The 24,535-nt window shown below is 47.5% G+C and carries 21 protein-coding genes and 1 tRNA gene; 8 read left to right on the top strand and 14 right to left on the bottom strand.

What is annotated here, in order from left to right:
- Both HQN60_RS06755 and HQN60_RS06750 read left to right on the top strand, forming a co-directional pair.
- Nucleotides 1-267 carry a hypothetical protein gene (locus HQN60_RS06755; protein WP_173532923.1) on the top strand — a complete coding sequence of 89 codons (267 nt, stop codon included), beginning with the start codon at nucleotides 1-3 and terminating at the stop codon, nucleotides 265-267.
- A gap of 71 nt (nucleotides 268-338) precedes the next feature.
- The gene (locus HQN60_RS06750) at nucleotides 339-1,112 is read left to right on the top strand and encodes a bestrophin-like domain (RefSeq protein ID WP_173532922.1); all 774 of its coding nucleotides are present in this window, start codon (nucleotides 339-341) and stop codon (nucleotides 1,110-1,112) included.
- Nucleotides 1,113-1,197: 85 nt separating this feature from the next.
- Here the strand turns inward: HQN60_RS06750 and HQN60_RS16500 are convergent, their stop codons facing one another.
- From HQN60_RS16500 to yihA, 6 genes are all read right to left on the bottom strand, one after another.
- Nucleotides 1,198-6,867 (bottom strand): hybrid sensor histidine kinase/response regulator, encoded by a 5,670-nt coding sequence (locus HQN60_RS16500; protein WP_173532921.1) that lies wholly within the window; start codon nucleotides 6,865-6,867, stop codon nucleotides 1,198-1,200.
- 46 nt (nucleotides 6,868-6,913) lie between these two features.
- Nucleotides 6,914-9,097: a methyl-accepting chemotaxis protein gene (locus tag HQN60_RS06740; RefSeq protein ID WP_254456691.1), complete on the bottom strand. Its 2,184-nt coding sequence runs from the start codon at nucleotides 9,095-9,097 to the stop codon at nucleotides 6,914-6,916.
- 38 nt (nucleotides 9,098-9,135) lie between these two features.
- Entirely contained in the window at nucleotides 9,136-9,663 is a 528-nt protein-coding gene (locus tag HQN60_RS06735; RefSeq protein WP_173532920.1) for a chemotaxis protein CheW, read from the bottom strand.
- Between the two features lie 23 nt (nucleotides 9,664-9,686).
- Nucleotides 9,687-10,049 carry a response regulator gene (locus HQN60_RS06730; RefSeq protein WP_173532919.1) on the bottom strand — a complete coding sequence of 121 codons (363 nt, stop codon included), beginning with the start codon at nucleotides 10,047-10,049 and terminating at the stop codon, nucleotides 9,687-9,689.
- A 25-nt stretch (nucleotides 10,050-10,074) separates the two neighbouring features.
- The gene (gene pilG / locus HQN60_RS06725; protein WP_173532918.1) at nucleotides 10,075-10,458 is read right to left on the bottom strand and encodes a twitching motility response regulator PilG; all 384 of its coding nucleotides are present in this window, start codon (nucleotides 10,456-10,458) and stop codon (nucleotides 10,075-10,077) included.
- Nucleotides 10,459-10,790: 332 nt separating this feature from the next.
- Nucleotides 10,791-11,429, bottom strand: coding sequence for a ribosome biogenesis GTP-binding protein YihA/YsxC (yihA, locus tag HQN60_RS06720; protein WP_173532917.1), 639 nt, complete (start codon nucleotides 11,427-11,429; stop codon nucleotides 10,791-10,793).
- A gap of 108 nt (nucleotides 11,430-11,537) precedes the next feature.
- Between yihA and HQN60_RS06715 the strand changes: the two genes are divergently transcribed.
- The 5 genes from HQN60_RS06715 to HQN60_RS06695 all read left to right on the top strand — a co-directional run bounded on the left by HQN60_RS06715 (nucleotide 11,538) and on the right by HQN60_RS06695 (nucleotide 16,593).
- A complete protein-coding gene (locus HQN60_RS06715; RefSeq protein WP_173532916.1) occupies nucleotides 11,538-12,152 on the top strand; it encodes a c-type cytochrome in 615 nt (204 codons plus the stop codon).
- Between the two features lie 66 nt (nucleotides 12,153-12,218).
- Nucleotides 12,219-14,252, top strand: coding sequence for a cytochrome c biogenesis protein ResB (locus HQN60_RS06710; RefSeq protein ID WP_173532915.1), 2,034 nt, complete (start codon nucleotides 12,219-12,221; stop codon nucleotides 14,250-14,252).
- Nucleotides 14,253-14,262: 10 nt separating this feature from the next.
- Nucleotides 14,263-15,390: a c-type cytochrome biogenesis protein CcsB gene (ccsB, locus tag HQN60_RS06705; RefSeq protein WP_173532914.1), complete on the top strand. Its 1,128-nt coding sequence runs from the start codon at nucleotides 14,263-14,265 to the stop codon at nucleotides 15,388-15,390.
- A 99-nt stretch (nucleotides 15,391-15,489) separates the two neighbouring features.
- Complete coding sequence (locus tag HQN60_RS06700; protein ID WP_173532913.1) at nucleotides 15,490-15,774, top strand: hypothetical protein; 285 nt, start codon at nucleotides 15,490-15,492, stop codon at nucleotides 15,772-15,774.
- Between the two features lie 276 nt (nucleotides 15,775-16,050).
- Nucleotides 16,051-16,593 carry a hypothetical protein gene (locus HQN60_RS06695; RefSeq protein ID WP_173532912.1) on the top strand — a complete coding sequence of 181 codons (543 nt, stop codon included), beginning with the start codon at nucleotides 16,051-16,053 and terminating at the stop codon, nucleotides 16,591-16,593.
- Here the strand turns inward: HQN60_RS06695 and HQN60_RS06690 are convergent.
- The 8 genes from HQN60_RS06690 to HQN60_RS06655 all read right to left on the bottom strand — a co-directional run bounded on the left by HQN60_RS06690 (nucleotide 16,571) and on the right by HQN60_RS06655 (nucleotide 23,437).
- Nucleotides 16,571-17,647 carry a CobW family GTP-binding protein gene (locus HQN60_RS06690; protein WP_173532911.1) on the bottom strand — a complete coding sequence of 359 codons (1,077 nt, stop codon included), beginning with the start codon at nucleotides 17,645-17,647 and terminating at the stop codon, nucleotides 16,571-16,573. The two genes, HQN60_RS06695 and HQN60_RS06690, sit on opposite strands and share 23 nt — an antisense overlap.
- Before the next feature lie 60 nt (nucleotides 17,648-17,707).
- Nucleotides 17,708-18,322, bottom strand: coding sequence for an aminoacyl-tRNA hydrolase (gene pth, locus HQN60_RS06685; RefSeq protein WP_173532910.1), 615 nt, complete (start codon nucleotides 18,320-18,322; stop codon nucleotides 17,708-17,710).
- 122 nt (nucleotides 18,323-18,444) lie between these two features.
- Complete coding sequence (locus tag HQN60_RS06680; protein ID WP_173532909.1) at nucleotides 18,445-19,023, bottom strand: 50S ribosomal protein L25/general stress protein Ctc; 579 nt, start codon at nucleotides 19,021-19,023, stop codon at nucleotides 18,445-18,447.
- Between the two features lie 115 nt (nucleotides 19,024-19,138).
- Nucleotides 19,139-20,089: a ribose-phosphate pyrophosphokinase gene (locus HQN60_RS06675; protein ID WP_173532908.1), complete on the bottom strand. Its 951-nt coding sequence runs from the start codon at nucleotides 20,087-20,089 to the stop codon at nucleotides 19,139-19,141.
- A gap of 63 nt (nucleotides 20,090-20,152) precedes the next feature.
- Nucleotides 20,153-20,229 (bottom strand) — tRNA-Gln (locus HQN60_RS06670).
- A 20-nt stretch (nucleotides 20,230-20,249) separates the two neighbouring features.
- Complete coding sequence (gene ispE, locus HQN60_RS06665) at nucleotides 20,250-21,110, bottom strand: 4-(cytidine 5'-diphospho)-2-C-methyl-D-erythritol kinase (RefSeq protein WP_254456690.1); 861 nt, start codon at nucleotides 21,108-21,110, stop codon at nucleotides 20,250-20,252.
- Nucleotides 21,107-21,682 carry a lipoprotein insertase outer membrane protein LolB gene (lolB, locus tag HQN60_RS06660; RefSeq protein WP_173532907.1) on the bottom strand — a complete coding sequence of 192 codons (576 nt, stop codon included), beginning with the start codon at nucleotides 21,680-21,682 and terminating at the stop codon, nucleotides 21,107-21,109. Before lolB ends, ispE begins: the two co-directional genes overlap by 4 nt.
- The gene (locus HQN60_RS06655) at nucleotides 21,683-23,437 is read right to left on the bottom strand and encodes a tetratricopeptide repeat protein (protein WP_173532906.1); all 1,755 of its coding nucleotides are present in this window, start codon (nucleotides 23,435-23,437) and stop codon (nucleotides 21,683-21,685) included. It lies immediately after the preceding gene.
- Between the two features lie 121 nt (nucleotides 23,438-23,558).
- Here HQN60_RS06655 and mutM point away from each other — a divergent pair, with 121 nt between their 5' ends.
- Entirely contained in the window at nucleotides 23,559-24,374 is an 816-nt protein-coding gene (gene mutM / locus HQN60_RS06650; protein WP_173532905.1) for a bifunctional DNA-formamidopyrimidine glycosylase/DNA-(apurinic or apyrimidinic site) lyase, read from the top strand.
- Nucleotides 24,375-24,535: the final 161 nt, after the last annotated feature.

The following is a 24,535-nucleotide window of genomic DNA, read 5'->3' as shown; positions in this document are numbered from 1 at the left end:
ATGAAACTAGTTCGTGCCATCGAAGTTTGGGAAAAAGGCATGGAAGGCGCATTTATTGGCCATTTGGCCATCGCCGAAACCGTACCTGTTGCATTTTTATTTGAGCTATTTGCCGCCGAGCAAGATCAGCCCGACCCAGAAATGAAATTATCGTATCTGCTCGATGCGCCCAGAATCGAAAAAATCCAAGCTTTTGTTGCAGAACCGATGGACAGCAACCGCTTTGATTTCATCCTGACAGCTTACGGCTTACCCGATTATCAATAAGGGTATATAACGCCAAACAATACCCAACATAGAATGTAGCAATATACCCATTAAAATGATGGAGACTCAGCATGTACCTACAATGGATCGCCAGTGCTTTGGCCTTGAGTTTATTTTTGGGAATGCTGCTCTGTGTTGAGATCGGTCGGCGAATGGGGGTTGCGCAATTACGCAAAGAGCCTGGCATGCCCAAGGGATTTGGCGCATCGGAAAGCGCCATTTTTGCCCTATTGGGTTTGATTTTGGCGTTTTCATTTTCTGGTGCTGCCACGCGTTTTGAAGCACATCGTCAGCTGATTGCCGCCGAAGCTAATGCCATTGGCACGGCTTATTTACGTCTTGATTTACTGCCCAGCCGCGCGCAAATTGAACTCAAATCGCTATTTAAACGCTATATCGACGTACGGATTTCAAGCTATAGCCGCAACGAAGATCGCGTCGCAACGCAGCAAGCCCACGCCCAAACGGCGGCTTTGCAACAACAAATCTGGCAAAGCGCAACAGCCAGCTATGACTTAGTGGATGCGCGTCCCAATTTAGATTTAATTTTGCCCGATGCACTGAACGCCATGTTTGACATCACCACCACTCGAGCAGAGGCCCTCGACAATCATCCCCCGCTGATTGTTTTTCTGCTGCTGCCCCTATTAGCACTCGTCAGTGCATTACTGGTGGGCTTTGATATGTCGAACAATAAACATCGCCGCTGGCTGCATATTGTGTCTTTTGCTGCCGTGATGTCATTAACGGTCTACGTCATTATTGATTTGGAATATCCACGCCTTGGCTTAATCCGCATTAACGCTGCTGATCAAGTATTAATTGATTTACGCAGTAGCATGTAATGGCCAAACAAGCTCAAAGCGCACGCATTTAAAGCCAATTAAAAAAGCCCCGAAGGGCTTTTTTAATTGGCAGTCGCGATGCAGTTTATTGCGCTGCGGCACTCACAAAATTACGAATCAAACCCAGCAATTCATCTTCTTGATACGGCTTGCCAAGATAGGCATTGACCCCCAGCTCAAACGCATATTTTTTATGCTTTTCAGCGGTACGCGAGGTAATCATAATGATTGGGATATGCTTGGTGTCGTCAGCCACGCGTACATTGCGCGTTAACTCAAAGCCATCCATTCTTGGCATTTCAATATCCACCAACATCACCGCCGGCTTCACATCGTGCAATTGCTGCAAGGCATCCACACCGTCTTTGGCCGTCACCACTTGGAAGCCTTCACGCGACAATAAGCGCCCAGTGATTTTACGCACGGTGAGCGAATCATCGACCACCATCACGACCGGCGCAGTCGACAGCTGCTCGGGCATCGTTGGCTGCGCTTGATGCTGCATGCGCTCAGTCGCTTGTTGCGCCTGAATATGCGCCGCTTGAGCCTGCAAGGCGAGCGGATTCATAATCATCACAATTTCACCAGTACCGAGCACCGTCGCCCCTACCACGCCCGGAATCCGCGCCAATTGTGGCCCAATCGGTTTGACCACCACCTCTTGGTTTTTAACCAATTGATCCACATGGATGGCTATACGCTCGGCACCTGAGCGCAATAACACCACGGTCGAATAGCGTTTTTGCTCTGGGATTGCCTTACTGTCGCCTAATAATCGCGGCAAATAGGCAAAGCGATAACGCTGTCCCATCCATTCTTGCTCACGATTATCGTAAATTCGCGCCAATGCTTCGGCTTTCAGTTCTTGTACTTGCTCCACCATCACCGATGGAATCGCAATCAAGCGCTCGCCCGCTTTCACCAACAGCACTTGGGCCACCGCCAACGTTAATGGCAAGTGAATGACAAACGTCGTGCCTTGGCCAGCTTGGGTTGACACATCAATCTTGCCGCCCAAATTACTGACTTCATTTTTAACCACGTCCATGCCAATGCCTCGGCCTGAAATCGCAGTCACAGTAGCGGCAGTTGAAAAACCGGGCTCAAAAATCAGCTGGCATAGATCGTTTTCAGAGACCACTTGATCGGCACTGATCAAACCTAAAGCAATGGCTTTTTGCTGGATGCGAACTAAGTCTAAACCACGACCATCGTCTTTTAGGACCAGAACCAACTCATTGCCTTCTTGGCGAACCTCAATACTAATCTCGCCAAACTCACCCTTACCTAGTGCCAATCGTTCTTCAGTTGTTTCCAAACCATGACCAATCGCATTACGCAGCATGTGCTCAAAAGGCGAAATCATTTTATCGAGTACGCCGCGGTCGATTTCAACGCGACCACCGGTTAATTCCAAGTTGACCTTTTTAGCGACGTCTTTACCGGCTTGCCGGGTTAAGCGATACAAACGATCCGATACGCTGGCAAACGGCACCATACGCACCCGCATCAAGCTTTGCTGCAACTCTTTGGTCATTCGCGATTGCGCCAGCAAGGCAGCGGATGATTCGTCGAGATTTTTTAATAAACTTTGTTGTACCGTTCCCACGTCATTGACGCTTTCGGCCATAAAACGGGTTAATTCTTGCAAGCGACTAAAGCGATCAAACTCTAAAGGATCAAAGCTGGCGTGCATTTCTTGCACTTCTTTTTCCCGCGCTTGCATTTGCGTTTCAGCTTGAATTTCAAGCTCGCGCAGCTGAGTGCGTAAGCGCATCACGTTTTCAGTTAAATCGAGCAAGGAGCTCTTAAACATCAACATTTCCGCTTCAATCCGCGTACGCGAAATCGCCACTTCACCGGCTTGATTGACCAATTGATCAATCAATTCGGATTTAACGCGAATCACCGTTTTATTATCGGTTTCAGCTGCGGCCAACAATTTCGGGATGGTCGCTACCGCGCCAGTTGAGACGACCACACCTTCTTCTTCTCGCTTCGCCGGTTGTGAAAGCTCAGCAAATAGCGCTTGAATCAGATCGTAATCACTGTCTAATCGCGCCAGCAATTCGGCATTCACTGTGGCCGCTTCAACCAGACGCGACTCCATCCGATGCGCCGCCTCACCCATCCGCATTGCCCCACTCATCCGGGCACTGCCCTTAATGGTGTGCAAAGTACGTTTTAATTGCTGCAAGGTGGCTGGCGTATTTTCAGCCGTATTGAGTAAACGCAGCGCATTACTTAATTGCGGTAGCAGCTCTTCGCCTTCTTCAATGAAAATCGGCAACAATTGCTCGTCGATTTCATCGACCAAGATCGCATCAAGTTCAGCACGCGCCGCATTGAGAGCATCATCGGCAGACATTAACTGCGCCAGCGGGGTATCGGGCTCATCACCGTCAATGGCCTGCGCCAAATTATCCAATAAATCCGTGGCAACAAAGGCCTCGGGCACGCTCATTAATTGTGTTAAGACATCCAACTCAGGTTCGATAACCTCATCCGTTGGCGCAAGGCTGACGGCTTCGGCTTCGGCTTCGGCTTCTGTTGCTGTTTCCGTTTCCGTTTCCGTTTCCGTTTCCGTTTCCGTTTCCGTTTCCGTTTCCGTTTCCGTTTCCGTTTCCGTTTCCGTTTCCGTTTCCGTTTCCGTTTCCGTTTCCGTTTCCGTTTCCGTTTCCGTTTCCGTTTCCGTTTCCGTTTCCGGCAGAGTATCTTCGGCCAAGATTAGATCAAGCAAGGGTAAATCTGAGTCGATTAATTCAGTCGACAAATCAGCAACAAAATCAGTCCCCAACAACAGCGAATCAACCGTATCACCCACTGCGGTCACAGCCAAATCGGCTGCCGCCGGCGCTAAATCGAGCAATGCCGGTTCAACCGAATCATCGGCGAGCTCTGGCAGATCTAGCGTTACTGGCTCATCCATTCGTTCCAGCGCGGTTAGCTGTTCGAGCGGCTCGGCATCCCAAGTTAATTCAAGTTCCGGTAGATCGAGTAGCGGTGCTTCTGTGCTCGCCACCGCCATATCACTCAGCAAGGCATCAAACTGCGGCGCCACAACTGGCTCGGTCGTGGCATCTAACGCGAATGAAATTTCATCGCCAATGGCATCGAGCTCTAGCGTTTCGCCATCATCACTGAGCTCGATTTCATCGGCCATTGCATGCAAGGCCACTAAGCGTGCAATTAAGTCTGCAGCGGTACATGGTGCTTGCTCAGCAAAAATATCCTGCATCATGCGATCGAGCATTTGCACGGCATCAGCAAATAATGGCACTTGCTCGCGATTAATTTGCGCGCCATTTTGCAAGGCATGCTCTAAAGCGTATGCCAGCTCACCTTGAGGTCTAAAGCCTGCTGTAGAGGCAATCCCCCCCAGGGTATGGGCCGCTAATACAAATTGTGACTCGACCTCTCCCGACTCGGCGAGCACTTCTACGCCGTGCGATAAAGCCACTAAATATTTACGCGCCTCTTCGCAGAAAATCGCAAACAAGGTGGCAGAGACAGATACCTGACCAATTTGAATATCGGCAGCGGGGGCAATATCCACTTCAATTGCCGTTTCAGGCAATGATTCATGGCCTTTCTCAGGCAGATCAGCCTCATGACGCAGCGCGAGTGCTTCGGCCTCAATCGCTGCGGACTCAACGGCAACCACCCCCGTTTTCTGTAATTGATCCACCCAATCGACAAAAGCTTGGTGCGTAAAGTCGAGCAAAGATAATAAACGTTGCGAAGCAGGCTTATCCAATTGCAGCCATTTATTGAGTAATTGCTCAATCGACCAAGCCACTTCGCCAAGTTGATACAAGCCGACCATCCGGCCGCTACCTTTGAGCGTGTGAAAGCTACGACGTATCGTTGTGAACGCTTCGCGGTCATGCGGGTTGTGATGCAATAAGGCTTGCTGGATTTCAATTGCCGCCAGCACCTCAATCGCCTCTTCGAGGTAAACCTCGAGTAACTCAGCATCCATTGCCGCTTCAGACGTTGGCAATGCCACTTCCGTTGGCGCTGGCGCAGCCATTGGCAAGGCCACCTCGGGTGTCGCGAGCTCGGGCTCAGCTTCCAATGCAATGCGCTCATCCACCTCGGCCGGTGCTGCAGTGCGCCCTGTTAAACGTAATAATGCCGGTAGCAGTGCCGCCTCATCATCACGCTCCTGAGCCAAATCATCCACATAAAAGCCCAGCGCTGATAAGGCTTCAGCCAGCTCTTCAAGTTGATGCAACTCTGGGCTGGTGTCGTGATTCGCGTGCTGAATAATTCTTTGTAAGCACTCATGGCTTAATTCAACCGCCGTTTGCCGATCCAACATCATCAGCGCGCCTTGCACCTGACGGAGCATCGGCTCAATATCATTGAGTGTTTGCCGCTCGCTTGGATCGCGGAAAAAACCATCCAAGATGTCTTCAATGCCTTGCAAATTGCTGTGCATTTCAATGGCTAAATGCGACAACAACAAGCGATCTTGCGCTTCACGGCTAATTTCATCTAAATGCGGCAATTCATTAACGGCACTTGGATCAATTAAACGCAGCAATAAAGCATCGACTTGCTCAATAAAATCATCGGCCTGACTCGGGTAAATCGCCAGCGCATTGTCAGCAAGTAATAAACCCGTAGCGATTTCAAGCGCTAAATCTTGGCTCAATTGCGCTTGCATCACCGCAGGCAATAAGCCTTGCCATAAGGCATCTAAACCATGAATTTGTAACTGACTGGATTTTTGTGCCAATTGTTGCAGCAGATTTTTAACCGTGCTGGCTTTATCTAATTGCCCAGCAGCAACTCGCGACCAAGATTCTTTGGCGATGGTTAAGTCATCACGCAAAGTGCGAGCCAATTGCTCTGCTGCCATGCTTTCTGGCGACATAATTGTTTGTGCATTGGGAAATAAATCAGCCAATGCAAATGATTGCGCCAAGCGATGCGCAAGGGCGCTATCACAATCAAGTTGCGGCAATAAATATAAAATATCGCGAAATAGCCGCTCAGCGACTTTGCTTGAGCCTTCTGCCAAACGCCGGATTTGCAAATTAAGCCGCAATACGACTTGCTGCGGATCAAGATCAAGCTCAGCACGATTGCTGCTTAAACCATCCACCACGGCAGCAGCTGCCCACCAAAAATGTCGCGGCAAGGTACTGGTTTGATATTTAGCCAGCTCAGCCAAGCTAGCGGCCATCACTGGGCCGACTTCTTTTTGTCCTTTCACCCACCGCAGTAGTGCACGTTCATAACGACTGCGCTGCTGCTTCACAATACTGCTCATTTCAATGGCAGTGGCATGCTTTTGCGGCAAGCCTGGTGGCATGCTTAAAACAAATTGCGGGAAAAACAGCTCGGCACCGGATGCGCTGGCGCCACGTAATTGTGCTAACTCACGAAAGGTCGGCAATAAGGCCAAGGGGATATTGGGCATCCCGATCGTTAAACGATTTAGATATTGGCCAATTTCTTCAATCGCCCGCAATACCAAAGGCAAGCCGATCTCGTCATGCTCACCTTGCTCAAGCACCAGCAGCACTTGCTCAACTTCATCACAAAAACGTGCCAAACCAGTTAACTCGACCAAATCGAGCGCACCATAGGCTTGATGCAAATGCGTTTTTGCGTGTTTTAATACAGCGGTATCTTTGTTGCTGCGGTATTGCTCAAGTGCATCACTGGCACGAGCCAAAGTGCTGTCAATTTCAGCTTTGACCCACAACAAAGAGCCCTTATCAAATTCAGTATGCACACTCATGGCGGGGCTCCATGAAGAAGACCGGCCAGGCCGGTCTGGAGATTAATTAAGACAGTTTGAAACCAGAAACCGATGCTTTTAGCTCTGCGGCTAGGCCAGTTAACTGCCCCACTGCAATCGCCGATTGCTGAGTACCTGCGGTGGTTTGCTCAGTAATCGACAAGATGTCGCGCATCGTGTTACTCACTTTGCTCGCCAACAGTGTTTGATCTTCGGTTTCATGCGCAATTGAACTAATCAAGCGGGCCAGTTCACGCGAAACTTTACCGATCTCTGACAACGCACTACCTGCAGCATCAGACAACTTAGCCCCTTCAACCACACCTTGAGTAGACAATTCCATCGCGGCCACGGCATCGTGCGTATCAGCTTGAATGGTTTTTACAATTGCACCAATTTGCTTGGTGGCCTCGCCCGAACGTTCAGCCAAACGCTGAACCTCTTCAGCCACCACCGAGAAGCCACGACCAGCTTCACCGGCTGCTGCCGCCTGAATTGCCGCATTCAATGCCAAGACGTTGGTTTGCTCAGTAATATCGGAAATCAATTCAACAATTTCACCAATCTCTTGTGACGATTCACCCAAGCGTTTAATTCGTTTGGCGGTTTCTTGAATTTGCTCGCGAATCTCACCCATACCTTGAATTTGGTTATTTACCGCCTCGGCGCCTGACTCTGCAGCAGCCAGAGACGATTGCGCCACCGTTGCCGATTCAGCAGCGGTACTTGATACACCTTGAATTGAGTTAACAATCTGCGCCACGTTGTAATTTGTGGTTTCAATTTCTTTCGATTGGCGTTCTGCAGCAGACAATAATTCGGTGGAAATACTTTGCGCCTCAGCCGATGAAGCATTCACTTTCTCTGTCGCTCGGTTAATACCGGTAATCAAATTACGCAATTCTTCAATCGTAAAGTTAATCGAATCGGCAATCGCCCCCGTTAAATCTTCTGTCACCGAAGCACGAATCGTTAAGTCACCGTCAGCCAAATCACCCATCTCATTGAGCAAGCGTAAAATCGCATCCTGATTTTTACGGTTTTCAGCTTCCGAAGCTAAACGACGTTTTACTGATTCTTGATTAAATACCCGCACTAATAATAAGAGTGAAGCGAGTGCAATAAAAATGAATACCGTCTCAACTGCAGCCACAATCATGCCACCGACTGAATTGTGATATTGCTCAGCCAATGCTTTACTATCAGTCAGTAATTTTTCTGAATCGCGAACAATCGCTTGATTGGCCAAACGGGTATTTACCAAGGGCTGCATATTTTTAGAAAATGCACTTACCACCACTTGAAAGTCTTTAAATAAGACCGAGATTTGCTCAAGCTTATCGACCATCTCCGTAGTAGAAACCGGGCGAATATTTAATTCTGGATTACCATCGAGAAACGATTTTACAATTTCATTAAATGTCGAAACGTCTTTGCCAAGTAAAAACACTACTTCTGGATTAATCAGTTCACTCGCCAACATTGCATTGGCATTTTTTGAGGTTCTTTGCGACAACATCGCTAATTGATTGGCGTAGTCTAATTCACGTAAAGTACCGCCGCCATCCGCAAGTAAAGAAGCAAATTGTTGGGTTAACTCTAACAATTTTGCATCATTACTATTAATCCCTTCTACACTCTGACCAATCGACATGAGTGCCGTTTTTTGCTTCAAAATAGTATCAACGGTAGGCCGACTTGGATTTGGCCGAAATGAGGTATTCCAAACGGAATCAATTTGAGCTAATTGTTCAGCACCTGAAACTTGAAAGAAATTCCAAGGATTGCGGGCATTCATTAGCTTATTTAAATCATCATTAAAGTTATTGTAGGATTCATCCAACACTTTAAACGCTTCCGCATCGCCGCGAATAGCTTGTGTCGATGCACGAGCAATCCTTTGCGATAACATTTGCATTTCAGTTGCAGTGGCTTGGTTACTGGCATTAATGCTGCTTGAGCGAAATGACAGAAATGCCGTTACTGCAAATAAAATAATGGCCAAAACCATGGTCAGCAAGAAAATAGCCATTTGCTGCCGAGCAGGCAAATGGCCAATCAATGGCGTTGGCTTCAGTGCTTTAAGATCATCACCTTCGGGTAAACGAATTTTATCTAGAAACCAAGTGGTTCTAGATGGATCGAATGCTTTTTTGTTTTCGCTTTGTTGCGATTTACCTGCGGTATCGCTACCTGAAAACAAGCCCCTGATGCGCTCCATCACTGCCATGATACCTCCCACGCCACCCCTGAGTGACTTTTGATTTTTTATGCAATACCTGTCTGCAAGAATGCAGCTTCATTGACTAATTTCACGACATCCAACACTCGCCAAACCTGACCAGTAGCATCTTTGTATCGCCCCCCTTCCCATGCTGCGGCGCTAGCATCTAAGGGCAAAGCCTCTAAATCAGACAAATGCTTTAAACCTAACATTTTATTGACCAAGACAGAGGCGTGCGGCAGATGGCGCGATGGCAAGAGAACTAAGCGTGCAAGCTGAGTAAAACCTTGATGGGATTGACCGAAAAAAGCAGGCAAATCAACAACACTCACTAAATTACCACGAATATTGGCCACACCTTTAAACCATGAATGCGCTAATGGCACGCCCGCAATCATCGGTACTGGCATCACTTCTGACACATCGCCTAAATCAACCAGCCAATGGTCATTACCAATTTGCAAACCTAATCGTACATCGACCTGCGCCACAGTCGTGGCGCTCTGTAAGCGCTGCATCACCCCTTGCTGGTAGTCACGCAGACTCACTCTTTCGCTTTTTCTTTTTGCCATCGTACGCCCTCAGTGATTAAGCCTTATAGGGCGGCGATTTTATTGAGTAACTCTTGTGGATCAACCGGTTTAACCACGTATTCAGTTGCACCTTGGCGCTTTGCCCACACCATATCGGTTTCTTGATTTTTTGACGTGCACATAATAATTGGAATATTTTTTGTTGGCTCATCGCGTGAAATGGTACGGGTCGCTTGAAAACCATTCATTCCTGGCATCACCACATCCATCAAAATCAAATCTGGCATGATTTCTTTAGTACGGCTCACCGCTTCTTCGCCGGATTCCAAAGTAATAATTTGAAATCCATTTTTAGTGAGTAGCTCACCTAGAAAATGACGCTCGGTTGGCGAGTCATCAACAATCAGAATCTTTTTGATCGTCATAATAAATTAAGTCCGTTAGTTTCAATTAAGTTGCGCTTGAGTAAGTGCCTACAGCAGCCAATAGGCTGTCTTTGGTAAATGGCTTGGTTAAATACTCATCAGATCCCACCATGCGGCCGCGCGCTCGATCAAATAAACCATCTTTTGACGACAGCATCACGACAGGGGTTGATTTAAAACGCGGATTTTTTTTAATTAAGGCGCAAGTTTGATAACCATCTAAGCGTGGCATCATGACGTCAACAAAGATGACATCCGGATTGTTGTCTGTAATTTTTGCTAAAGCATCAAACCCATCTTCAGCCAAAATAACAGTGCAACCTGCTTGCCCCAAAAAGATTTCAGCACTGCGTCGAATCGTATTGCTGTCATCGATAACCATGACCTTAATACCAGCAAGACTAGACATTCGTGAATCCTCATGACTGGCTCACAACGAAAAATTCGTGTCAGACTCAGCGCGAACAAATAGTACACCGATGAGCAGGTGAACTGATAAACAGTTTATACGTAGAGGAAAATCATAAGGGCGTGACTGATATTAGACAAGGCTAATAACGTGAGGTGTTGGCATTTGCAGCCATATTCAGGATGAAACTGACAAAAAAAAGAAACCCCGACCTAAATAAAACCTGATCGGGGCCATATATATGCTTCGAATCAACGAAGCCCCGCTCAGGGAGGAAAAGCGGGAGGTGCAGGGGCGCACCTGTAACTAAGATAGCTTCTCAATCGCAAATATCAAGAATTTGCTTCACCACTGGTCGGATCAAGCTCGTTTCTTAGCTCTAATGCAGCAGTAAACCAACTACCAACCACCTGCTCAACCTCATCCACACCTTGTTTTTTCAGGCTAGAAAATAGCTGTACAGTAATCATTGCGTCATCAGCAAATTCAGCTTTCACTTTACGCAACACTAATGCTTTTTCTTGGTTATTTAATTTATCTGATTTGGTCAGAATGCAATGGATCGGTTTTCCTGTAGGGCGAAACCAACTGAGCATATTGCGATCTAAATCAGTAAGTGGTCGACGGCTATCCATAATTAGCACTAAGCCAATTAAATTATCACGGTGTGATAAATATTGCGCCAATAAACCTTGCCAATGTTTACGAATCCGCTCAGGAACTTCAGCATAACCATATCCTGGCAAATCGACTAAACGTCGTTCGTTACCAAAATCAAAATAATTAATATGCTGAGTACGCCCGGGCGTTTTCGACACATAAGCTAGACGAGTAATATTCGCGAGCGTATTAATTGCGCTAGATTTACCCGCATTTGAACGACCAGCGAAAGCAACTTCTACCCCTTCATGAGGTAAAGTTTTTAAATCATTTACAGTAGTTAGGAACTGCAAGCCTTGAAATAGGGACATCTGTGGGTGCCATTGTGGTTTGTATCGGAGTCTTGCTATAGAATACCAGTATTTGAACGATTATCGTCGGCACCTTAGACTGACGTACTCCAACACGGGAGCGGATTTATGCGCAGCATGTCTGTTGCAGTGAGCATTGCAGCACTTTTGATGTTATCACCCGCCGCTATGTCGGCGATTGTTAAGGGCGATCCAAGCAAAGGCAAAGTCATCGTTGACCAAGTCTGCGCGGCCTGTCACGGCGTAGATGGAAATAGCGTAGCTAGCGCAAATCCAAGCTTAGCTGGACAACACCCAGAATATATCATTAAACAGTTGCAAGAATTTAAAAGTCAAAAGCGTAAAAATGCCATTATGCTAGGCATGGCGACCCCGTTAACTGAAGCTGATATGGCCAATGTTGCTGCTTACTATAGCAAGCAAACGCCGAAAGCAATTGGCGCGTCAGACAAAGCCTTAGTGGATGCCGGGCAAAAAATTTATCGCGGTGGCATTGCAGCGAAGAATGTTCCTGCCTGTATGGCTTGCCACGGACCTTCAGGTGCGGGGATTCCAGTACAGTACCCACTTGTAAGCAGCCAGCATGCTGCATATACAGCAGCCCAACTTAAAGCCTTCCGTGATGGTCAGCGTAGTAATAATGTGCCAATGATGGAAATCGCGGGCAAACTCTCCGATGCTGAAATCAAAGCTGTTGCTGAATATATACAATCGATTCACTAAGCGTTAATCGGAACTCATTTCGATTTGCGCGTACTAAAGGGGGCGATTCGCCCCTTTTTTGATTTTATGATGACCTCAAATACACATTCCTTCCGTCGCGCCCTCTTTGATTTATTATCATCGATGCGTTTTGCAATTAGTTTATTAACGCTACTTGCGATTGCCTCAATTATTGGTACCGTGCTCAAGCAAAATGAGCCTTATGTTAATTATCGTGTTGAGTTTGGTGAATTTTGGTTTAGCATTTTTGAACCACTAGGCTTATTCGATGTTTATCATTCGATCTGGTTTTTGCTGATTTTGGCATTTTTGGTTTGCTCGACCTGTTTGTGTATTTGGCGGCATTTTCCTGGCGTCATTCGTGAAATACGCAGCTATCGCGTCAAGGCTAGCGCCAATTCTTTGCGCTTAATGTCGCATCATCATGAAATCAATCAGCCACTCGAACAACCAGCAGTTACTCAGCACCTCACTGAATATGGCTATCGCTATCGCTTGCGAGCCGATGGTGATGCCACATTAATTGCGGCGAAAAAAGGCAGTTGGCAGCGCTTGGGTTATTTATTTACCCATGCGGCAATTGTGGTTATTTGTATTGGCGGATTAATGGACGGTAATTTGCCATTAAAAGTCATGGAAATGCTGGATATTAAAACGGCAGAAACACGCAATGTGCCACAAAGCCAAATTCCGGCAATGTCTCGCCTTGCATCAAATAATTTATCGTTTCGTGGCAATGTCAATTTAAGTGAGGGTAGCTCTGCCAGCGTAGTTTTTCTCAACTCCGGCAATGGCTATTTTGTTCAAGAACTACCATTTATTTTAAAACTGAATAAATTTCATATTGAGCATTATTCAACTGGTATGCCTAAGCTATTTGCCAGTGATATTGATGTGCTGGATATGCAAGGAAAGGTCATCCAAAGTGGCACAATTAAAGTCAATCATCCTTTGATTGTAGATGGCGTTGCCATTTATCAAGCTAGTTTTGGCGATGGCGGTTCCGGTCTTGAGTTTGTGCAATGGGATTTATTAAGCAATACCAAATCGAAATTGGCGGCAAAATCGCAAACCGAACTCGCGATCGCTGCTGGTCAAGCCAAATACCGACTGGAAATTGGCGATCTACGTCCCTTTAATATTGAAACTCTAGATAAAACCGCGATGACGGCCAGTACATCTGCCGTTGCCGTTTCGCCACTACAAACGGCGTTAGCGACGGCGCAATCGGTGCATGGCGATCGAAACGTGCGTAATTTAGGGCCAACAATTCAATTTAAAGTCCGCGACGATCGTGGGCAAGCGGTTGAATATCAGAACTATATGCAGCCATTTGTAGAAAATGACAGCAGCTATTTCATTACCGGTATGCGCCGCGAAGTTGCATCACCATTTGCATTCACACGCATACCACTAGATCAAGATATGCAGCTTGATGCATTTATGCGTTTTAGATCAACGATTTTAAATGCTAATTTGCATGCCGAAATTGCAAAAAGAACAGCGGCTAAAGCCTTAAAAGCTGGCGGTGTTTCTGCCGATGGTGAGGCGCAGTTTGCTGAGATTACTGAGGGCGTGTTATTTCAATTTAGCCAAGGTGGCTTCCCAGCGATTGAGCGCTTTTTAGAGCAGAAAGTACCGCAAGCTGAGCGGCAAGTGGTCGCGCAAACCTACCTTAAAGTACTGCAAAGTGCCGCCATCGATGCGATGGAGCTAGCCCAAATGCAAGCTGGCCAGCCAGTGACGCCGACCGATAACACGCAATATCGATTCTTGATGGATAGTTTGGTGGCCACCAGCAGTTTGTTTGATTACGGCTCACCGGCTGTTTTGCAGCTAACTGGCTTTAACGAGGTGAAATCGAGTGGTTTTCAACTCACCCGCTCGCCCGGTAAAAACGTAGTCTATTTAGGCTCTTTGTTGTTAATCATCGGTATTTTCTGCATGTTTTATATTCGAGAAAATCGTCTATGGATCAGAATTAGTCCGCATTCAACTTTGATCGCCATGAGTAGCAATCGCAAAACCGACGATTTAGATCGTGAGTTTGCCGCCCATATCGAGCACCTTGCACCAAACCAGCAACAAGCCCCACTTTGAGAGCCTTTGTATGAATTCGCTAAGTTTGAAAAATCGACGTTTTAATACTGCTGATGTGCTGTTTACGCTGTTTATCGTGGTCACAGCCTTAGTTTCGTGGCAGAAATACCACAGTTTTCTCGACTATTATGAGCAGGGCATTTTAATTGGTTCCGTCGCCGGTCTTTGCTGGTTTGGCTGGTTTTGGCCGGCGATGCGGGTGTTCTTTCCCGTTTGCGGCATCATTGCGCTCGGTGCTATTGAGCTCTATGCCGGCGACTTAAGCCGTGGGCAAACCGAGTTTTGGCTGAAGTATCTCCTCTCGAGTCAATCGGCGGTGATGTGGATGTGCGTGCTGTTTTTCCTGGCCACCATCCTGTATTGGGTTGGTTTATTACGCCAATCGGCCACCGCACTCAGTATTGCCTCGGGTTTAACATGGGCTGCTGCTGGCGCAGCCATGATTTCAAAACTGGTTCGCTGGTATGAAAGCTATTTAATCGGTGCCGATGTCGGGCATATTCCAGTCTCCAATTTATATGAAGTTTTCATCCTATTTTGTTTGATGACGGCTTTGATGTATCTGTATTACGAAGCACAATTTGCCGCCAAAACCATGGGCGCGTTTGTGCTCTTGATCATTTCTGCGGCAGTTGGTTTTATTATTTGGTACTCATTAGATCGTCAAGCGCATGAAATTCAACCGCTGATTCCTGCGCTGCAATCGTGGTGGATGAAAATCCACGTCCCTGCCAACTTTGTCGGCTATGGCAGTTTTGCGATTGCTTCAATGCTAGGTATCGCGCAATTGCTGTCGGCTCGCGGCATCCTCACTAACAAGCTGCCAAGTTACGACACGCTCGGCGAAGTGATGTACAAGGCGATTGCCATTGGATTTTTGTTTTTTACCATTGCAACCGTACTTGGCGCAATGTGGGCCGCTGATGCTTGGGGTGGCTATTGGAGCTGGGACCCGAAGGAAACTTGGGCGCTGATCGTTTGGCTTAATTATGCCGCATGGTTACACGTTCGATTAATCAAAGGCTGGCGTGGTGATATTTTGGCGTGGTGGGCAATTATTGGTCTGTTTGTCACGACCTTTGCCTTTATCGGCGTGAATATGTTTTTGGCTGGGCTGCACTCCTACGGTGGGCTCTAAATTTAGATCATCAAAAAGCCGCTCATCCTTTGAGCGGCTTTTTTTATTGCACTGCAACCATGACAAGGTCTTGAATGAAGAAACATCTGCGAGGTCATCATGGAAAGCACTTATTACGAAAAAACCGCCGCTGGGATTAGCGAAATCAGCACGCGCAGCCAGCAGCTCAATTTTAAAGAGCGGCAACTGCTGATTTTAATTGATGGCAAGATTAGCGTTGCGGCACTCACCCAGCTCATGCCATTGGCCGATTTACTACTCCGGTTAGAAAAACTACAAATGGCAGGGATGATTACACTCTCAACAGCCCATCCGGCAAAAACCAGCACCTCTACCGCAAAATCTTTACAAGCCAACGAAGGTATCTTACAGCAAGATACTTAGCCAATTGAAAGTTGTCATTTTACAACACTTATTCCGCGCAAATTCAAGCAAAACCGATTTGGATTTCGTTACAAATGATAAAAAATCACGTAAAAAAAATGCCGCTCAATGCCGTGTAATTGAGCCAATTCAAGCCGTCAGCCACCAAAATCAAGCACTTACAACGATACCAACTGCGGCAACCTGCAATATATCTTTACAATCAACAAGGCGTATCCCCGATACCATTAGGAACTAATTATATGTAAGCTAGCGAAAAGGCATGCAGGGGTAGTAATGAATCACCATTCGATTTTCAGCAAAACAGACGCTGGCTTAGGCGAAGTCAAAACTCGCAGCGCGGGTTTTCCAATTCGCTTGCGACAACTATTAATTATGATTGACGGCCAAAAATGCGTAGCAGAATTACTCGCACTACAGCCCGATATCAATGAGTTAAATAAACAATTACAGCAATTAATGGATTTACAATTGATTGTTGAGCAGACCGGCCATGCCAGTAGCGCAGCACCACTGCCGCCACCCATCGCAGTCAAACCGATTGCAGCGGCAGCGGCAGCACCAGCACCAGCACAAACTCAGCGCGTGTTACCTAGCGCCAATTCTCGCCAAAAAATCCGCCGTATCATTCATATGACCGACCAAGCTTATTTATCGAATAAGCTCGAATTTATGTTGAGTGATGTATTTGATGCCATGACCAGCTATGACGAGCTGCAGTTCTGTATTGACCGCTGGCAAAAAGCGCTCAAAGAGGCCGGCCACAGCGATATGGCCGACGCCTATTTGTATCAAGTTAAAGCGGTGATGGCGAGCTAATCAGCGTCGCCAGTAAAGCCCGCTGCAACGGTTGCCAGTCGGGAGCTTGATCACTTTGCACAATCACCTCAAAACGACTGTCTCGCCGATAGGCTGCTGGCGCAGCGCTGGTCATGCTGTCGACCCAGTCAAAGCGATACCAATCACGCTCAGTATGAAAAATCCCTTTAGCGCGAGTCAGTCCCTGCAGGTTTAAATCGCTATTTTGCGACAAAACCGTCAATAAATCGGCGACCTGGCTACTACTAAACACCACTTCAGGTGGAAAAATCCAGCCACAGCTATGCGAACCTAAACTCGACTGCATTTTACAAATAGGCCAGCTGCTCACTTCGGCAGCGACATCGCTCGATTTGCTAGCGAGTGAAGAATGCACTTGTCGGCTCGGAGAATACGCGCCCAATTGCACATTAGCACTGTGGTTAAGTGCAGGCCAACGCTCAGGATGCAGCTCTAAATCGAGCAAACTTAAAGCAAATTGCCCATTAATTGCCCGGGTAATGGCCAATTTAGGTGGAAAAAAAGCCGCCCCCATCGCTTCGGCCCGTAAAATTTGCTCTTCATCGGCCACATCGCACTTATTAATGACCAAGACATCGGCCAATTGCAGCTGATCACGCCAAGTTTCATGCGAGTAATAGCGCGAATCTTCCATTTGCCGTGGATCTAGCAAGCTGACCACTGCTCGTACTTCAAAGGCGCTGGCTAGCATTGGATCACGCAGTAAATCAATAATACCCGCTGGATGTCCCAAGCCAGAGGGCTCAATCAATAAGCGATCTGGACGGATACCCCGCGCCAGCTTACCCAAAGTCACCCGCAGCATCGGGCTGGTAGTACAGCAAATACAGCCCCCAGGCACTTCTGCGACTTGCAAGCCATCACCAGCGCTCGACAATGTCGCGCCATCAATCCCCACCTCACCAAACTCATTGACGACAATCGCCCAATATTCATCAGCCGGCTTTTGTGCCAACAAATTCATCAATGCCGTGGTTTTACCAACCCCTAAAAAGCCAGTAATTAAATTAACGGGGATCACGCTTGCTGTCATACAAATCATCCATGGGTATATAGCTAAGAGGCACTACTTACATGATTCAAAATCAAATACCTAGTCTTTTTTCGGATCAGGTTTATGTTCACGTTTTTTTGAATCGTCAGTATGCAAAATGCTCATTGCAGCGCCGGTTTCGCCAATCACAATCTTAGGGATCACCAGCAAAGATTTATTGATGGCATCATCGATCAAGTCTTGCTCTTCACGCCGTGGTGGCTTGAGCACAAAATTGGCCACTTCATTTTTATTACCCGGGTGACCGATCCCTAAGCGCAAACGCCAAAAATCAGCAGTCGATAAATGCGACTGAATGTCTTTTAAGCCATTATGCCCGCCATTACCACCGCCTTTTTTAAGCTTCACTACGCCAGGCGCGATGTCGAGTTCATCGTGGACGACTAGAATTTCATCAGGCATGATTTTATAAAACTGCGCCAATGCCACTACCGCCAAACCGCTGCGATTCATAAAAGTTTGCGGCTGCAATAACCAAACATCGTGGTTAGCAATTTTAACTTTGCCGCATAAGCCATGAAATTTACTGTCATGGCGTAAAAAAATCTGTCCATCACGTGCCAAATGATCCAGCAGCCAAAAGCCGGCATTATGCCGCGTTGCGGCGTATTCACCACCTGGATTACCCAAACCTACGATTAACTTAATCGCCATCTTATTTTCCTCAGTCTCGAGTACACAATCACCACCAGACTCACTACATCGCACATATCAATCTTGAGTAGACATAAAAAAACCCGCTGAATCAGCGGGTTTGATGAACTGCGAAGGTTAAATTAACCTTTAGCGCCGTTCAACATAGAAACGGCCAAATCAGCACCGCGAAGTAACGATACTAATTGAACGCCTTCTGGCAATGCGATGTCAGACAAGTGAACTGACAAGTTACCAACCGCCAATTTAGATTGGTCAACAGTAATGAATTCTGGCAGTTTCGAAGCAACGCAACGAACCATAACTTCTTTCAATACATTGCTGATCGCGCCGCCTTGCATCTTAACGCCGAGGCAAGAATCGCCATCAACGAAGTGCAATGGAACGCGCAATTCAACAACAGACTCAGCGCTAACGCGTTGGAAGTCGATATGTTGAACTTGTTGTTTGAACGGATGGTATTGAACAGCACGAACCAAAACTTGTTCCGCAGCACCGTCATCGATCGACAATTGGATCAATGCAGTGTGGAATTTTTCGTCTTGCAGCGTGTAGTACATGCTGTTGTGATCCAAGTTGATCGCAACGGCTTCAGCAGAACCACCGTAAACGATACCTGGCAATTGACCGGCTTTACGCAGGCGGCGGCTCGCACCAGTGCCCTGCTTTGCGCGGCTTGTAGCTTTTAATTCAAAAGTCATTGTCATACTCCAGTACAGATAAAAACATCAGCCCCCCGCGACCAGAGAAGCTGATGATTCGAGGGAAAACCCCTCTGAATTCTTGCGGGTTTACCAAGGTAAACCCGGTTGTGCATCAATCAACGAATAAACTAGAAACCGATTCTTCGTTATTGATACGGCGCATTGTTTCGGCCAGCAAACCAGCAATCGAAACCACACGAACACGGCCACTTGCTTGGCCCAATTCGCTCACTGGAATCGTGTCAGTAACAACCACTTCATCCAATTCAGATTGCATGATGCGATCGACTGCAGCACCAGAGAACACCGCATGCGTGGCATATGCCATGACACGATTTGCGCCGAATTTTTTCAATGCTTCAGCGGCTTTACACAGCGTATTGGCGGTATCGATCATGTCGTCGATAATCACGCAATCACGGCCTTTCACATCACCGATGATGTGCATCACTTCAGCCACATTGGCTTTCGGGCGACGCTTATCGATAATCGCCATATCAACACCAAGTTGTTTGGCCATTGCACGAGCGCGCAATACACCGCCAACGTCGGGCGATACAATCATCAGGTTTTCGTAATTTTTAGCGCGGATATCGGCCAACAATACCGGAGTGGAATAAATATTATCCACAGGGATATCAAAAAAGCCTTGAATTTGGTCGGCATGGACATCGACAGTCAATACGCGATCAACACCAGCGACTTGCAACATATTGGCAATCACTTTAGCCGAAATCGGTACCCGCGCAGAGCGTGGACGACGATCTTGGCGAGCATAACCAAAGTACGGAATCGCTGCCGTAATCCGACCTGCTGAAGCACGTTTTAGCGCATCCACCATCAACATCATTTCCATGATGTTATCGTTAGTCGGTACGCAAGTTGATTGCAAAACAAACACATCACGACCGCGAACGTTTTCTAGTAGCTCAACAGTGACTTCGCCATCAGAAAAACGGCCAACGGTGGCGCGCCCCAATGAGATGTCTAGATGATTTACTACACGTTCAGCAAGGCGAGGGTTAGCGTTGCCGGTAAATACCATGAGGCTGTCGTAAGCCATTTCCAAATCCTGAAAAAACGAAAAGCGTGTAATTGATATAATTACACGCTTTCTTTTTATAGGTGGCAGGGGAAGAAGGATTCGAACCTTCGCATGCTGGAATCAAAATCCAGTGCCTTAACCAACTTGGCGACTCCCCTAGCGATTTTTTGCTAATTGACTACTTAGCGTACTCGTATAACGGATGACGATTTAACGTCTGCACTGCAAATCCGTTGATACTTTCAAGAAGGCCGCATAATACAGTATTTGCAGCAGCTTGTGAAGGCATTTCTACAAATATACAGCTACCCGATCCGGTCATTCTGGCATCACCAAACTGCTGTAATAGATTGAGCTGTTCAGCAATCTCGGGATATTTTCGCACTGCGCACGCTTGCAAATCATTACGTGTGACTGCGCCTTCAAGGTCGCCAACTTTAATAGAGGGGCTGTTTCTTGTCAAGAGAGGGTCTTTAAAAATTTCGGGGGTAGAAACATGTACCTGAGGATGCAAAACCACAAAATAACGCGGCGGGGTTTCAATAGGCGTCATGATCTCGCCAATCCCCTCGACAAACGCATTTTGCCCAAAAATAAAAAAGGGTACATCTGCCCCCAAGCTCAAACCTAGCGCCATCAAATCAACACGCGAATGCTGCAATTGCCATAACTGATTTAAAGCCAATAATACCGTTGCCGCATCAGAGCTCCCGCCGCCGACGCCACCGCCCATAGGCAGACGCTTATCCACCCGAATATCAACTCCCCAGTCAGATCCTTTGGGCTGCAATAACCGCGCGGCACGGACCGTTAAATCTAATTCAGCGGGCACGCCTGGCAAAGGATTGTGGTGAACGATTTGTCCATCACGACGCAGGCGCAGATAAATCGTATCGTGCATATCAATCAGTTGAAACACCGACTGCAATAAATGATAGCCATCCTGACGACGACCAACGATATGTAAAAATAAATTTAATTTAGCCGGAGCAGGATAGGCCGCAAAGCCCTGCTCATCAACCATAGGGGTAAAACTCATGGGGTAGCATGACTCCATTCATTAATTAAGACTAAAACACGCAAATCTTCACGACTTAGCTCAACACGATACGGTAATTTTCCATCGCGATAATCACTGGCGCGAATCATCCAGCCCGACTGCTCAAAATCATTGCTACCACGCGTAAAAGGCTGTTTAGGATCGGGTTGGCCACGCAACCACCAGCGCATTCCAGCAACGGGTAACACCAATCCTGTGACTTGCGCCAACAGCGCCTCTGGCTGATCGGCAATATCAATTGTTTCACCATGCTGCAGTTGTGCGTTAACAATTTCACCGCCTTGGTACTGAATCGTTAATTGGGCCAAGATATTGCCCAGTGGCGACGACAGTGACAACACATCTTGCTGCGGGCTGGCGACCCAATGAAACGCTGCAGTATTGGCTTGATTTTGACTGCGAATATTAACGCGACCCTGCGCAGCAAAGCCCTCGCTAGGCGGTTTTAATGGCGCTTGTACACAGGCGGACAACAACGCCAGCAAAAATAAGCTACCAAGCGAGCGAAAATGCACCGCCAACATCAAGCGTTTACACACAACCGCCAGCACTTATAAGCCCATCTTTTGACGTAATGCGCGCAAGTTTTCATCATCTGGCTCCAGCAAAATCGCCGCATTAAGCACGCTGATGGCTTGTTTTTTATCGCCTTTTTGCCATAACACTTCGGTATAATGCGCGGCAATTTCCGGATCAGGCAACTGCGCAAAAGCGCGTTTTAATAATTCTGCCGCCTCGTTCAAACGGCCTTGCTTAAAGCGCAACCAACCCATGCTATCGAGCACCACCGGATTATTGGGCTCTTTAGCCATGGCTTGCTCAAGGTAGGTATTGGCTTCTGAATAACGATCGGTACGGTTGGCAAGAATATACCCAAGGGCATTTAGGCCATGCACATGCCCAGGGCTGAGCTGTAAATACTGGCGTAAGTCGGCCTCAGCGGCAGGAATATCCCCCACTAAATCCAAATATAAAGAACGATCATAATAGAGCTCTGCCGAACTAGGATTGCGTTTAATCGCCGCGGTCATCACCGCAACCGCTTGCGTTAGATTTTTGCGTTCACGCCAAACTTGCGCTTCGATTTGCGCTTTATCAATTTGTTGATTCAGCGACTCAACAGGCAACGCCGCCAACGCCGCATCAGCTGATTTTTGTTCACCCATTCGCGCATACAACCGTGGCAAACGCGCCTGCGCGCGCTCGGTTTGCGTGTCATTTACTTGCAAATACCACTGCACCGCATCACGATCTCGGCGTTGCTGCTCGGCAATTTGCCCCAAATACATCGCCAATTGCGGCGCAATTTTGGAATTCAACGCCACCGCTTGCTCAAGGTAACGCTGCGCTCGCGCTAAATCATGCAGCTCCAGCGCAATCAAACCCGCACCAATCAAAGCCTCAATTTGTTGCGGATCACGATTCAACACCGCCTCATATTGCTGCTGCGCGGCTGGATAATTTTGTTCTTCGGCCATATTGCGCGCCTGCGCCAGCGTAATCGCCGTCGACATCGGATTGGCTTTAGCTGCGTCTTGCAATAATTTAGTCAGCGCTGGGTCTTTCTTACCGGATAGCAATTGCGCCTTATACAAAATCGCAGGTTCCCACGATGCGCGTAAACTCAATGCCACATCCAGCTCGGCCAAAGCCCGAGCATCATCCGCCGCATTGCTATACGCCACCGCACGAGCAAAACGCGCCTCAGGCATAGTTAAAAAGCCATCGCTGAGTTGCTCGGTCACCGTCACCACGGCAGCGCGATCGCTGTTTTTATCCCACAATTGATGCATTTGCATAAAAAACGGCGCCATTTCCGACGATTTGGCATTGAGCAGCACGCGTAAATGCGGCTCAACTTGATCGATTCGTTTACTACGAATCAATAAGCTCACCAAAATTTGTCGTGCCTGAATCGAATTGGGCGCGCCAGCCACCCACAATAGTGCGGCCTCTTGCGCCACCACCAATTGCCCGGCGGACAAAGCCAATTGCGTTGCGCGCTGCGCTGTACGCGGGTCTTGCGTACGCTGCGCCAAATCCAGCCAAGCTTGTGCTGCCAACGCCGAATTACCGCGCTGAGCGGCGATATCGCCAACTAAAAAGCGCATCATTAATTCGTCGCTCAGCTCAATTTTTGGCAAAATACTCGGATCAAAGCCGTCTAATTTTTCCACCTCGGAAGCCGACTCAGCCGTTGCGGCAGTGCGACTGGCATCTGCCAACTGATTTGAAGGCGTCAGCGCCGCGCATCCTGACAATCCGGCAAAGAAAACCGCAATCAATGAATTAGAGCGCAAGGACATAGTCAGTTCCAAGATTTGAAAGTTTAAGACGCGATATTAGGTAAACTGGGGGCGAAAGTCCAAACTCGCAAGTACAGCACACCGCTATACCGCATAGATTCGCTTTAATCGAGCCCACACCATGCCAGAATTACCCGAAGTAGAAACCACTCGCCGTGGCATTCATGATCATTTACTCAATGCCAAAGTCAGCGAGCTCATCGTTCGCAATGGCCGCTTGCGCTGGCCTGTTCCGGCGGATTTAGCCAGCCTGATTGGTGGCCAGACTATTAACAGCATAGGCCGCCGTGCCAAATATTTGCTACTGGGATTTAAGCATGGCACGCTGATTATTCATTTAGGCATGTCAGGTAGCTTACGCATACTCACCGAAGCGTATCCAGCAGAAAAACACGATCATATTGATCTGATTTTGGATAACGGTAAAAGACTAAGGTATCACGATCCACGTCGCTTTGGCTCTTGGCTGTGGTGCGATACCCCAATAGATGAGCATTCATTACTCAAATCACTCGGCCCAGAGCCGTTGTCTGACGCCTTTGATGCTCTGGCTTTACAGCAAAAAATCGGCCAACGTCGCACCGCCATCAAACAACTGATCATGGACAATCATGTCGTCGTTGGTGTTGGCAATATCTATGCTTCCGAATCGCTGTTTCGCGCCAAAATCCACCCTACTCGCCCCGGACAAAGTTTAAGCGCTGAGGAACGATTACGCTTAGTCGCTGCCATAAAAGAAACACTGCATGCAGCGATTGCTGCAGGCGGCAGCACTTTAAAGGATTATGTCGATAGTGAGGGTAATCATGGCTATTTCATGCTCAATAGCTATGTGTATGGTCGAACTGGCGAGCCGTGTCGAGTTTGCGGGAATTTGATCAACACCCTGCGCCAAGGCCAACGCGCTACGTTTTATTGCAACAACTGCCAGCTTTAATAAATCTCTGGTAAGTCAGACCCAGCAATTCTAATATATTAAAGCGGGATCAACCCGCTGAGCACGCGTTTTCACGCAAGGGGACAGTATGAGTACCAACGATCTACAGCCTGTAGCTGCCAACGACCATTTAGTCGCTGACTTTCAAGCCTATAGTGCTT

Source organism: Deefgea piscis (genome assembly GCF_013284055.1).
In the GTDB taxonomy this organism is placed as follows: domain Bacteria; phylum Pseudomonadota; class Gammaproteobacteria; order Burkholderiales; family Chitinibacteraceae; genus Deefgea; species Deefgea piscis.
This window is presented reverse-complemented; position numbering and strand designations above follow the sequence as displayed.